General features: G+C 43.8%; 10 protein-coding genes. 7 read left to right on the top strand and 3 right to left on the bottom strand.

The features are described from left to right. Positions 1–48: 48 nt before the first annotated feature. From LEP1GSC058_RS14970 to amt, 3 genes are all read right to left on the bottom strand, one after another. Positions 49–891: an RlpA-like double-psi beta-barrel domain-containing protein gene (locus LEP1GSC058_RS14970; RefSeq protein WP_232224708.1), complete on the bottom strand. Its 843-nt coding sequence runs from the start codon at positions 889–891 to the stop codon at positions 49–51. Between the two features lie 343 nt (positions 892–1,234). Beyond that, positions 1,235–1,513 (bottom strand): hypothetical protein, encoded by a 279-nt coding sequence (locus LEP1GSC058_RS20190; RefSeq protein WP_039948424.1) that lies wholly within the window; start codon positions 1,511–1,513, stop codon positions 1,235–1,237. 148 nt (positions 1,514–1,661) lie between these two features. Further along, positions 1,662–3,761 carry an ammonium transporter gene (amt, locus tag LEP1GSC058_RS14960; RefSeq protein WP_016549466.1) on the bottom strand — a complete coding sequence of 700 codons (2,100 nt, stop codon included), beginning with the start codon at positions 3,759–3,761 and terminating at the stop codon, positions 1,662–1,664. Between the two features lie 380 nt (positions 3,762–4,141). Here amt and LEP1GSC058_RS14955 point away from each other — a divergent pair, with 380 nt between their 5' ends. The 7 genes from LEP1GSC058_RS14955 to LEP1GSC058_RS14925 all read left to right on the top strand — a co-directional run bounded on the left by LEP1GSC058_RS14955 (position 4,142) and on the right by LEP1GSC058_RS14925 (position 12,329). Next, entirely contained in the window at positions 4,142–5,452 is a 1,311-nt protein-coding gene (locus LEP1GSC058_RS14955) for a 3-hydroxyacyl-CoA dehydrogenase family protein (RefSeq protein ID WP_016549637.1), read from the top strand. Positions 5,453–5,470: 18 nt separating this feature from the next. Next, complete coding sequence (locus LEP1GSC058_RS14950) at positions 5,471–6,736, top strand: acetyl-CoA acetyltransferase (protein ID WP_016550468.1); 1,266 nt, start codon at positions 5,471–5,473, stop codon at positions 6,734–6,736. Between the two features lie 74 nt (positions 6,737–6,810). Next, positions 6,811–7,254: a hypothetical protein gene (locus tag LEP1GSC058_RS14945; protein ID WP_016550780.1), complete on the top strand. Its 444-nt coding sequence runs from the start codon at positions 6,811–6,813 to the stop codon at positions 7,252–7,254. A 77-nt stretch (positions 7,255–7,331) separates the two neighbouring features. Beyond that, entirely contained in the window at positions 7,332–7,856 is a 525-nt protein-coding gene (locus LEP1GSC058_RS14940; RefSeq protein ID WP_016550100.1) for a TlpA family protein disulfide reductase, read from the top strand. 2 nt (positions 7,857–7,858) lie between these two features. Further along, complete coding sequence (locus LEP1GSC058_RS14935) at positions 7,859–9,019, top strand: hypothetical protein (protein ID WP_016550905.1); 1,161 nt, start codon at positions 7,859–7,861, stop codon at positions 9,017–9,019. 81 nt (positions 9,020–9,100) lie between these two features. Further along, entirely contained in the window at positions 9,101–11,368 is a 2,268-nt protein-coding gene (locus LEP1GSC058_RS14930; protein WP_016549988.1) for an ankyrin repeat domain-containing protein, read from the top strand. A 22-nt stretch (positions 11,369–11,390) separates the two neighbouring features. After that, positions 11,391–12,329, top strand: a complete 939-nt coding sequence (locus LEP1GSC058_RS14925; protein ID WP_016549977.1) for a fumarylacetoacetate hydrolase family protein — start codon at positions 11,391–11,393, stop codon at positions 12,327–12,329. Positions 12,330–12,352: the final 23 nt, after the last annotated feature.

Genomic DNA, 12,352 nt, shown 5'->3' with positions numbered 1-12,352 from the left:
CCTAATGACTGAAATCTTATAAGCCGAAAACCTGGCACGACGGTTTTTCTAGCTTCTGCACCGAACCAAACTTCCGTCCTTTCTAAAAAACACATACAAATCCATTCCTTTCTCGGGAGCATTGGCATGGTAATCGGAATCACATTCTCCTGCCTTGGGCGAAAATGGGTCCTTTGGAAGCTTATCTTCCGAGCACCATTCCCGTTCCTTCTCCGAAGTGTAAAATCTCCAATCCCAAGGAACCAAAGGCTGAATTCCGGCATCTAAAAATACGTTTCGGGAAAGTTCCTTCGGTTGATACGGACTTCCACCACCATGAGTTCCTACGAAAATATCCACTCGATCTCCGCGAATGTACATAGGAGAGCCCGTATCATTAATACAAAAGAAGCCATCGTGAAATTTTCCGTCAGGCATGCGAATTCGTTTCTCGCGGATTTTCGGAATCAAGGCAAGACTTCCGATCACTTTGGATTTATTGCAATTCGGGATTCGATTTCCCATTTTTGCGCATAGGTCCCTAAAGCTCACCGCCAAGGTCCTGTAAGGAAATACTTGGAAACCGTATCCTGCACCCCAACCCCACTCTAAATCGTACGTTTCAAATCTTCCATCGCCGGCAAAATGATATTTGGTCCCGTCCTTCGCGACACCGCTTCCTTCCCAGCGGACTTGTTCCAAAAAGGAGGCGGATGCCTTCCCGATTTCCTTTCCTGACGGAGAAAGGACCGAAACAATCGTCCCGGGGTATGCTTCTTCTAACGCTAGATGATAATATGTGGGATAATAACGTCCTAAGTTCGCCGACGACAAATTCTTGAGCTCTTTTTCATCGGCGCTATACAGTAGAAATTCCAACGGCTTCGGAGAATGATCCTTTTTGGTTTCCATGGGTTGAAAGCCGGACTTGTACGTCAGAAATTTGAGATTATTTTTAGGAAAGAGGCACCGTTTGGCTTCATTTCGGATGGAAACGTATTCATCTCTTGCATACGGTAAATCAACGATAACCGCTTCTCCATGAAAAAAACGAGTTAGAGATTGTGTAATCGGGTTTCGGCATTCACAGCCGGAGCTAGCGCGCAAACAGAGAACTTTTGCGTACTGAGGTGAAACCGGTTGGGTAAATAGAGATGAAGTTGAGATGAGGAAGAAACTTAGGAAGAGCGTCGTCAGAATCCCGTCCCTACGAGCCGTAGGGAACGGGATTAGGGTTTTGCTTGAGGAAGGCAACTTATGGGTTGCCTTCTCCTTCCCCTGAATTGCCTGAATTTCCCCAAGGAAAAAGAGAACCTTGGTTCGGCGCCGGAGTAGTTTCCGGTGCTGGTGCAGGAGAAGCAGGGCGGGAGGTCGCCGGCTTCTTAGCTGCGACTTTCTTCTTTGCCACCTTCTTGACTGCTTTCTTTACGACCTTCTTTTTCGGGGCCTTAACTAGCTTTTTCTTTGCTACTTTCTTTTTAGCCGCTTTCTTCTTTGGGGCGGCCTTTTTCTTTGCTTTCTTCTTAGCTACCATGGGAGATACTCCTTGTATCGCGGGAAATCCTTCCGTAATTCCACTAACAAATTTCCACTCCTATGACCTCGACCAAAAAGAGTAAAACCTTTTTTGCTTTTCAATTGTTAAAGCATGCTAAACGGTTCGCAAATCTTTAATACAACCTCTAGTTAGAGCCTAGGGAAAAGTTTAAATGACTAAGACTTTGCTCCGGAGTACGAATTCGGCGACTCACTATAAAGGCTTTCACGAACCCTTTTCCTTTAACCTCTATATTTCCTCGCTCAGTTAACTCGAAATCGGACTGAATCGCTTCCGCAGTCGATTCCGTAACCTGAATTTCACCGGCAATACCATGCGATTCCATGCGACTGGCCACATTTACCGCATCACCCCAGATATCATAAATAAACTTTTTTGTTCCTATAACGCCTGCGACAACCGGTCCGGTATTGATCCCGATCCTCATGCTTAACCCGGTACCGAGTTTCTTTAACTTAAATCGAGATAAAATCTCTTTCATATCCCAGGCCATATGGGCTACAAGTAGAGGATGATCCTTATCCGGGATCGGTAGGCCTCCTACAGCCATATATGCGTCGCCGATCGTCTTAATTTTCTCCAATCGGTACTTCTCTGCAAGGATATCGAAGTGGGAAAAAATTTGATTTAGCAGTTTAACGACGGATTCCGGCTTCATACTCGAAGAAAGCTGAGTAAATCCGACGATATCCGCGAATAAGATCGAAACATTCGGATAACTGTCCGCAATTAAGCCCACGTTTTGCTTCAACTCCGCTGCAATCGAAGGAGGAAGTACGTTTAATAACAACTTCTCGGCTCGATCCTGCTCAAAGCTCACTCTCTCATAGGCCTCTAAAATTTCTTGCCGAGCCTTTTCATTTTCCGCCAAGGTATTTCGCACTTTACCCAAGACGAGATTGTATCTCTCCGCAATTTGTCCTACCTCCGTAAACGGTTCTACCGGAACGTCTTTTGCCAAATCTCCGGTTTTTCTCTGGTAATCCATCGCCAAAAAGAGGTCGATGAGCTCCGTGGTAGCCTTATGTTCGGAGATGTTCAACCCCATGCGCTCTTCATCACCGTCCACTCGAAGTGTATAAAACCGATTCAAGAGCCAGAAAGCCAAGTATGCGACTCCAAACGAGAAAGCGCCCACTAAAAGGATGCCCGAGGACTGGATTAATAGTAGGGAAAGACGTCCCGTTTCGTGTTGCATGATGGAAAGATTTCCAAAAATTCCGGTTGCTAAAGTCCCCCAAATACCTCCGATCAAATGTACGGGAACCGCTCCGACGGCATCGTCGATCTTCAATTTTTCTAAGAGAAATTCGGAAGGGGATATTAGAAGACCGGCGATCGTTCCGATAACTGCCGATTGAAAGGGAGTAACACAGTCCGCTCCAGCCGTAATTGCAACCAACCCGATCAAAGACCCGTTCAGAGGTGCAGTAGCTTCGGGAAAACCTTTGAGAAGCCAGGCGGCTAGCATGGCAATCATCATGGAAAAGCCGGAAGCCACGACTGTGTTTAAAATAATTCCCGGTACATTCTCATTAAACGAAAGAGTGCTCCCTCCGTTGAATCCCATCCATCCGAACCAAAGAAGAATTCCTCCAAGCATTGCCATCGGTAAATTACTTCCCGTAACTTGCTGAGGGCTGCCGTCCTTTGGAAATCGTCCGATCCTCGGACCGACAACTAATAGTAAAGCAAGCGAAACCCATCCTCCGACGCTATGTACCAACGTTGATCCCGCAAAATCATGAAACCCGAGAATGGAAAGCCAGCCGTTTTTTTCTTCTAATGATCCCCCGCCCCAGCACCAATGATTTACGATCGGATAGATGATTCCTGAAATGAGAGCTGTTGCCAGCATGTAAGAACTGAATTTTAATCGTTCGGCAACGGCGCCGGAAACAATGGTAGCGGCCGTCCCGCAAAATACTAGTTGGAAGATGAAAAATGTGGGCCCCCAAGCCTTTCCTTCCGGAAATTCGGGAAAAAATTGGGACGTGCCAAAAAAGCCGTACCAAGACGTCCCGAACATCAGGCCAAAACCGAAGGAATAAAAAAGAAGAGTCGCTACTCCAAAATCGGCAACATTTTTTATCGCGACATTGATCGAGTTTTTAGCCCTGGTTAAGCCGGATTCGAGAACTAAAAAACCGCCTTGCATGATCAGGACAAGTCCGGAGCAGACCAAAATCCATAAAATATCCAGCAAACTTTTATTGATCGGCATGGCGGGTTCCTCTTCTCACTCACGATTCTTTTTTCGAATTCACATAATATCTAGATTATCGGAATACCGTGGAATTGCGTAGCCGTGCAAGCTCGAAAGGGAGGTCTTGTTTTTTTCGAAGCAGGAGAGGATCGTTTTCAATACTTAGGCGATAGAAAAAACGAACCTACAAACGGACTGCATCCGCATTTTCAATTGGAACGAGAAAAACCAACTTACATACTGAGCATATTTTTTTTTCGAACGTAACGTCCGTTCTACAAACTCTGCCTCTCTGTGCCTAAAGCAGCCATTTATTAGATGAAAAAAGCCTTTCCCTCCCGAAAGCATGTTTTAAACAGGGATTATATTTAAAATAACCTAGACGTTGGTATAATTTCATGAGGGAAATCAAAACCGTAACCGTCCTCGGCGCAAATGGAACTATGGGCGCCGGATCCGCCGCGATCGTGGCCGCCTTTGGAAAGGCCAAGGTCCATATGTTGGCTCGGGACGTTAACAAAGCTAAAGAAGGAATCGAGAAAGCAGTAGCTTCGGTCAAAACAGATACAATTCGTCCACGCTTAATTCCCGGTTCTTACGACCAAGATTTAGAAAAAGCCGTAGCTGAATCGGACTGGGTATTCGAATTAGTCGCAGAAAGCTACGAAGTAAAAGAACCGATCAATAAGAGAATAGCAAAAGCTCGCAGACCCGGAACGATAGTCTCCACAGTCTCTTCCGGACTTTCGATCGCTCGTTTAGCGGACGCTTTTGACGAAGACGGAAAGAAACATTATTACGGAACCCACTTCTTCAACCCACCTTACAAAATGATTCTTTGCGAGCTTGTTACTCACAAGGGAAACGATAAGAAAGTCACCAAAAAATTGGGAGAGTATCTTGAGAAGGTTTTGGGGCGCGCCGTCGTTTATACGAACGATACGCCTGCATTTGCCGGAAACAGGATCGGGTTTCAATTAATTAATGAAGTCGCACAGAAGGCGGAAGAATATTCCGACAAAGGCGGTATCGCACTTTTAGATGCGATCATGAGCGGTTACACCGGTCGCGCAATGGCTCCTTTGGATACTGCGGATTTCGTAGGCTTAGACGTTCATAAGGCAATCGTAGATAACTTATACGAAATGACAAAGGACGCCGCTCACTCTACGTTTAAACTTCCAGGTTATTTCCAAAAGCTTATCGATCGCGGAGATCTCGGGCGTAAATCCGGCCAAGGTCTTTTTAAGATGACCAAGACTCCTGACGGAAAAAAGGAAAAACTTTATTACGATATTAAGGGTGATCTTTACATACCGGTCCCTAAGTTCGATATCCCTTTCATTAAGGAAGCAAATCGTAGAATCGGGGAAGCCGATTATATCGGCGCTATGAATGTCGTGAAAGAAGCAAAAGGCTTGGAAGCGGACTTAGCTCGCTATTTCATTGCACGCTATATTAGCTATTCCCTCTCCATCGTAGGCGAGGTCGTAGATTCTAAAGAAATGGCGGATCTGGCAATGGGCACCGGATTCAACTGGGCTCCAGCCTCGGCTTTTGTCGATTTCTTGGGCGGACCAAAAGAAGCCATTAGTCTAATTACCAAGGCAAAACTTCCGGTTCCGGATGTTTTGGCAAAAGCAAAGGCCGGGAAACCCTTCTACGAATTGAAGGATATCCTAGATGCTCGTTCTCTTTTTAAAGGATAATCGGGGAGGAAAGATTTTATGAAGGATACCGTTTACGTACTCGGTGGGGAACAGACAGACTTTCAACGCAACTGGACGAAAGAAGGAAAGACCTTTATGTCTATGTTTCGGGAAGCTGTCCAAGACGGACTTGAAAAAGTCGGCCTAACCCCGGAAGAAATCAAAAAACTCAACAAGCAAAACCGGATCGGCGTTTTTGTCGGAAACTTCGATGCGGAACAATATGCTACGCAAGGCCATATGGGCGCATTCTTGACCGAAGTAGATCCCTGTTTCTACGGAGTTCCTAGCGCGCGCTATGAAGCGGCCTGCGCCTCAGGTTCCGTCGCTCTCGATGCGGCACAAACGAAACTTCGTTCCAAAGACTATGACGTAGCAATCGTTGTAGGCTTAGAAATTATGAAGACCGTATCTTCTTCGGTCGGCGGAGATTTTCTAGGAACCGCGGCTTATTATGAAAAAGAAGCTCAAGGGGTTCAGTTTCCTTTCCCGAAACTTTTCGGAAAATTAGCCGATGTGATTCTAGAGCGTTACAAACTGGAAGAAAAACGTTTCATGGGAGCGCTTGCGGAAATTTCCAAGATTAACTATGCAAATGCAAAAAGAAATCCTAAGGCGCAGACGCGTTCTTGGTTCATGAACCGTGAACATGCCGACGCAAGAGGCGGCGCGTTCAATATGGCGGTAGGCGGGCGCCTATGTATCACCGATTGTTCGCAAGTGACCGACGGAGCCGCGTTAGTCGTTCTTGCAAACAAAAACTACGCGGAAGAATTCGCGAAGAAGAAAGGTAAAAAACTTTCAGCTTATCCGAAAATCAAAGGATGGGGACACAGAGTCGCACCGATTACCTTTGAAGCAAAAGTCGCCGAATCGAAAGGTGAAAAATGGATTTTGCCTTGGACACGCCAAACAGTAAAAGATGCTTACGATCGCGCAGATTTAAACACTAAGGACATCGACGTATTCGAAACTCACGACTGTTTTACTTCTTCCGAGTATGCGGCAATTTCCGCTTTCGGAATTACTCAGCCGGGTAAAGAGCACGAAGCTATCGAAGACGGTGTAATTGCGTTCGACGGTAAAAAACCGATCAATACGTCCGGCGGATTGATCGGGGCGGGACATCCTGTCGGCGCTTCCGGCGTTCGAATGATGCTCGATCTTTACAAGCAAGTTACCGACACTGCTGGTGATTACCAAATCGGCGGTGCGAAGAACGGTCTGATGTTGAACATCGGCGGGTCGGCAACCACCAACTACGTGTTCATCCTCGGAAAATAATAAATTCCGATAAAAAAGGATGGAAAAGCCCGGGTGTCCCGGGCTTTTTTATTTCAAACGAAGGGGTTGATTGAATGGGTCTACGTAATTCTAAAGATTGGAATCGTTTTCTGCTGAGGTTCTTCGTTGCTTTCGGATTCTGGGAAGTGATATCCGTTCCGTTGCGAACTTTGTTATTTTCCGTATTTTATTATGACCCCTTATTTCGCTCCTTCTTCGTTCCGATTACGGAGATATTCTGGATAGGACCAATTGCAGCCGATCTTATTCAAGTATTCTTTGTCGGTCTATTGATTACTTTTGCAAGAGCCGCCCTCCCGATCGGAATCCTTGGAGGAATTTTAGCCGGATTCGTATTTTCCGTCGCTGCGTTTGTGGCTCCGATACTTTCCATTTTGCATCTCACGAGAGCCGTTCCCACTCAAATCGCCTGGCTTTGGGTTTTTTATCAATCCGTCCTAATTTTAATAGCTAGCTTGATTTATTCGTATTCTTCCGAGGAAGAAGAAACGTATTAAACCGACTAATCCGTAGGAAAACGAAGATTCTTGCGGAGGAAATACGTCGAAAGCCGGGTCATATTTTTTTATCCGGTATGAGCCAGAAAATAAAGGTTCTTCTCAGCTTTGTTCCGTTTCTCCTATTTGTTGCGACGGAAAGAGTAATCTCGGAAGAGATTTCCAATATTCCTTTATACACTGTCGCTCAAGAGCGCAAAACACTTTATAATGAACTTACGATCTTAAATCCGAGAGAATTACTGATTGTAAATTTCACTAGCTCAACCTGCCTCCCTTGCAAAGAAGAAGTACCCAGACTCGTATCCTTTGTGGAGAACTGGAATTCCTCGAATAAGCGAGGGATAAGGCTAGTGTTGTGGATCGTTTTTTTGGAAGATACTCTAGATAGTGCAGTCGAAACGGCGGCTAAGTTAAAAGTAGGCAACCGAGCCGAAATACTCTACGATACTTTAAACACAAGTATGAAACATCTTAGATTTCAAGGAACTCCCACTAGCTATGTCATAGATAAAAACAGAAAGATCCTTTTTAAAGGGTCCGGTTATACGGAAGAAAATTGGCAACGCATGATTTTAGCGATCGAACAAAACGGAAAATAACAGTGAAAGCGAATCTCTCTTTGTTCATCTTCCTGTCTATCCTATCGCACCTCAATTTCGGATGCATTTATCATCAGACGAAAGAAATTCCGAACGAGTTAGGCTATGCCGAAGTCGAGGTTCAAGGAGCAAATAAGGATGAAGCCGAACGAAATGCGAAAATTGAAATGATCGGTTTGATCCTTGGAGAACTCGTGCAATCTCAATCGATCATCGTAGATTCGAATTCGAAAGATTATTTCATAGAATCTTCTCGAGAAGGATTAATTCGAAATTTTAAAATTCTATCCGATACGCGACTAAGAGACGGTATCAAACTCAGAGCTTCCGGTTACGTCAGCAAAAAATTGATCGGTAATGCCTTGGATGAACAATATAAATTTATAGGGAAACCGCGTATTTTAGTTCTTATTTCAGAGAAGATAGGGAATAAAACGATCGAAGCAGGAAATACCGGATCCGAAGCCCGATTTATTTCCTTTTTTCCAGGATTCGAATTTTTGAATAAAGATAAGGTTTTAGAAATTTCCTCTAAAATCAAAAACTATTCCCAATCGATTGAATCGGAAATTTTCCGAAATAAAGTGGTCGAATCCGCCGTAAACGAAAATTGCGAATTAGTTCTATTAGGTTCCTATGAAGTCCGGCAGGGAGGAACGATAGTAGAAGGTTCAGACATGCGGAGTACATTTGCCGGCTTTAGCTATAAATTAATCGAAACCCGTTCGCAGAGAATTCTGGCTGCGGATACGATTAAAGGCGGTCATCCGGCTATCGATCTAAATATAGGGTCGGACAAAGCCATCGAGCAAATATTAAACGTTCTGGTTCCTTCTTTAAAACAACAGCTCGCTAGTAAATGGCAGCGAGGATATACTATCAATCTTGCAATAGAAGGGATGAATTACGATTCGTTTGTCGATATGGATATTTCTAAAACGATTCGTTCCATCCGAGGAATTAATTCGGTAACGGAAAGAGGACAAGATTCCAAAGGTAGAATACTTTTAGACATCGAAGCTCTTTTCAATGCAGGACGACTTTATTCTTCTCTGCGCGACTATAAAGATCGGTTAGGGTTTTCGTTTCACAGTAAACAAATAGAGGGAAATTCCATCGTTATCGAGGCGGAGAAGGCATTAAGTCCTCAAAGATCGGAATAAGATTTGCTCGGTATGTTTACTAATTCCTTGCATTTAACAATTTACAAGTTTCATTTATATCGAAGGGTTAAACGTCGTTTCATGAGATTATTCCATAGAAATTTGAATGCGATTCCTGCTCTACTATTCTTATCCTATATCTTTTCTTCTTTATTTTTTGCGATCGCCGCCAGCGAGAATCCTTTACCGAAAATATATATTCATAAATTCAAACTCGAGCGTAATATTCCTTCAGCTCTGGAAAATCGCCTTAGGAACGGAGTCATAAATTCCATCCTACGTAACTACGAAGGAAAGTATAATATTGCGGACGACGATTCGATCGCGACTCTGCTTAGACAAGCCGAACTGAAGCAAAAACAAAATTGCAGTGACGAAATCTGTATGACGCAAATTGCCGATGCAATCGATGCCGACATACTTGTATCCGGAGAAATATCCGGTTCCCCTCGCGGCTTTAAGGTTTATTTACGAAGCCAAACGCGCGATCCAAAATTATTAACTTATACGATTAAAACGAATTTCGATTTTGAATTTCAAGAATTTCAAATAGATTATTATGCGGCGGAAGCCGGCCGAAAATTAATCGATCCTAAATATTCCATGAATATTGCAGGGATCTCGCTCACGAATCCGAGCAATATAGATTTCCCGTCGCTAAAAATAGATCCCGCTCAGGGTACTGAAATAAATGTCCTCGATTTCAAGACTTCCGATACCGGGGCGCAAGGATTTATCGAAGCCGCGACAGGGGCATTAGAGGCAGCCGACCTTGCTGCAAAAAATAAACAATATGATAAATCCATTTCAATATACGAAACAGTCCTTTTAACGATCGAAGATCGTCTATCTGAGAAGTCTAAAAACGAAATAAAAGGTTACTTAAAAGGTGTTCGCTCTCGTATCACTAATTCATATATATCTATCTATAAAGGCAAATTGGACGTTATCGACACCCAATTCAAGTCGGCAAATAACATTCCTGGATCTAGTCTAAAAACTTTCTTAGACAAATATAGGGAAATTCTCGGCGATTATCATTCCAAGGTTAAGGAGATTTACCGAACAAAAGATTTAGAAAAAGCTATTGAAGAGAGAGTGGAAAAATTGGACGTCGCAGTCTTAAGCAATATCGAAAAAGAAGGGGACGCCCAGTATTCCAATTTTGACTTTACTAGCGCGACTCTTTCCTACCGTTTTGTCCGCGCGGAACTCTCTTCCAAACGACCCGATACGCAACCGTACAAAACTCTAAAAACAAGGATCGAAAAGAAAATCAGCACTTCGGAAGCGACCGGAAGATCCTATTTACAAAGCAAGTTAGGAGGAATTTTTCAAACTTTAGAAAAGGATTATATTTCCGAAGGTTTGGAGACGGATGATAAAGGGAAAGGGCAATATATCGAGAGAATCAAAGAAGGATTGAGATTAGGATTAGAAACATTGGCACGATCCGAATTCGCGACCGACGAACTAATCAGGAATTATAACACGTTACGAAACAAAGCTTACCTCTACGCCGGAAAAGTTATCTTCGACCAAGGGAGAGCGAACGAGCTACTTCATGAAGGAATAGAGAAGAAGTTTCAAAAGCAAATCGATACATGCATCAAAATCGGGGCAGACCCTAATTCTAGACAAAACGGATCAGCTAGCACCGCAATCGAAAAGTTAATTGAGAATAAGCAGATTTTAATCAGCCCCGACGCTGTCAGAATCGCAAGAAATCAAATTCCACCTAATTCTAATGCCGAATCCGACCTGTTTAACGCGGTCTTTCAGAGAAAGCCGGATGATATTATTAGGACGGTCTTAAAAGGCGCGGATCCGAACGCTAAGGATTTTTTAGACAATACTCCTCTTCATAAAGCGACAGGCTATGGTTATCCGGATATTTCCGCATTACTCCTCATGCTCGGGGCCGAGGTAAATTCAAAGAATAGCGATGGAGAAACCCCTCTGCACCGTGCGGTGGGGCAAGGTTCCATCGAAGTCTCCAAGCTTTTGCTTAGCGTAGGCTCGGACGTAAATGCGATTAAGAACGACGGAGAGACCCCATTATATCGCGCGGTAAGCGCACCGAAAATGGCTAAGCTACTGCTGGAAACGGGAGCCGATGTAAATCTAAAGAATTACGACGGATGGACCCCGTTGCACAAAGTTGCTGAAAGCGGAAGCGGAGAAGTAGCCAAGCTGCTTCTGCAAGCAGGGGCAAACGTCAACGCTAAAGATAACATCGGATGGACTCCCTTGGATTGGGCTGTCCAAAAGAATAGATTCGAAAATCCGAATATTGTGAAAATTTTGCGATCCGCCGGCGGTCAATGTCTGGTAAATTGCGTGGAATAAATGATCACTGTGAGAAAAAGAAATGTATCGAATTTGTAAATTTGAAAGTGCAGGCTTGGAAAATTGGGGATTAGTCCAAGACGATTCGGTAATTCCGATCCGAGGAAATCATATAACGGATTTTATCGACTCTAACTGGAAAGTCTCCGTATCGGCCGACACGAAAATACCTCTCCAAAATATCCGGTTACTCTCGCCTTTCACTCCACCGTGTAACGTGATTTGCCAAGGAAAGAATTATATCGAACATATTAAAGAAACCGGAATGAGTCCCGACGATAAAGATTATAACCTTTTCTTTATGAAGGCAAATTCCTCCTTAAGCCCCGCAGTCGGAAAGGTTGTCAGACCGAAGCATGTGCAATTATTGGATTACGAAGTTGAAATGGCTCTAATTATCCGAAAACCGATCTTGAACTCGATTACAGTGACGGAAGGGAATCTGCATGAGTATGTAGCCGGAATTACGTTAGCGAACGATATATCGGCACGAGACATTCAAATACCGCAGGGGCAATGGTTTAAAGGTAAAAGTTATAGAACATTCTGCCCGGTCGGACCTTACGTAGTTCTTCTAGATCGCGAAGATTTTAAACAAGTACCTAATCTTCGAATTACCTTAAAAGTTAACGGAGAAATCAGACAGGACTCTTATATACGAAATATGATCTTTTCACCCGCAGAAACTTTAACCGAGCTATCAGGAATTATGAATCTTTATCCCGGCGACTTAGTTCTTACCGGAACTCCATCAGGCGTCGCGCTGAAGGCTCCAGGCGGGTTAGTCAAAAGAATCGCTTCGCTTCTTCTTTCAGAAAAGAAGATGATGAAAATTTTCGTACAAAAACAACTAGAAATTAACCGCTATTTAAAAGACGAAGATCAAATCGAAGCTACGTTAAGAACGGAAGCAGGAACTATCGATACAGGCGTAATAAAATTGAAAGTGACAGCAAGTTAGCCGTTCGATTATTCGATTCGAAA

The organism is Leptospira fainei serovar Hurstbridge str. BUT 6 (genome assembly GCF_000306235.2).
Lineage (GTDB): Bacteria > Spirochaetota > Leptospiria > Leptospirales > Leptospiraceae > Leptospira_B > Leptospira_B fainei.
The sequence above is the reverse complement of the archived record's forward strand: the minus strand, read 5'-3'. Positions and strand labels throughout refer to the sequence as shown.

What these genes read in the sequence shown, in the direction of transcription:
- LEP1GSC058_RS14970 (WP_232224708.1), bottom strand. Translation starts at nt 891, where the DNA reads ATGGAAACCAAAAAGGATCATTCTCCGAAGCCGTTGGAATTTCTACTG.
- LEP1GSC058_RS20190 (WP_039948424.1), bottom strand. Translation starts at nt 1,513, where the DNA reads ATGGTAGCTAAGAAGAAAGCAAAGAAAAAGGCCGCCCCAAAGAAGAAA.
- amt (WP_016549466.1), bottom strand. Translation starts at nt 3,761, where the DNA reads ATGCCGATCAATAAAAGTTTGCTGGATATTTTATGGATTTTGGTCTGC.
- LEP1GSC058_RS14955 (WP_016549637.1), top strand. Translation starts at nt 4,142, where the DNA reads ATGAGGGAAATCAAAACCGTAACCGTCCTCGGCGCAAATGGAACTATG.
- LEP1GSC058_RS14950 (WP_016550468.1), top strand. Translation starts at nt 5,471, where the DNA reads ATGAAGGATACCGTTTACGTACTCGGTGGGGAACAGACAGACTTTCAA.
- LEP1GSC058_RS14945 (WP_016550780.1), top strand. Translation starts at nt 6,811, where the DNA reads ATGGGTCTACGTAATTCTAAAGATTGGAATCGTTTTCTGCTGAGGTTC.
- LEP1GSC058_RS14940 (WP_016550100.1), top strand. Translation starts at nt 7,332, where the DNA reads ATGAGCCAGAAAATAAAGGTTCTTCTCAGCTTTGTTCCGTTTCTCCTA.
- LEP1GSC058_RS14930 (WP_016549988.1), top strand. Translation starts at nt 9,101, where the DNA reads ATGAGATTATTCCATAGAAATTTGAATGCGATTCCTGCTCTACTATTC.
- LEP1GSC058_RS14925 (WP_016549977.1), top strand. Translation starts at nt 11,391, where the DNA reads ATGTATCGAATTTGTAAATTTGAAAGTGCAGGCTTGGAAAATTGGGGA.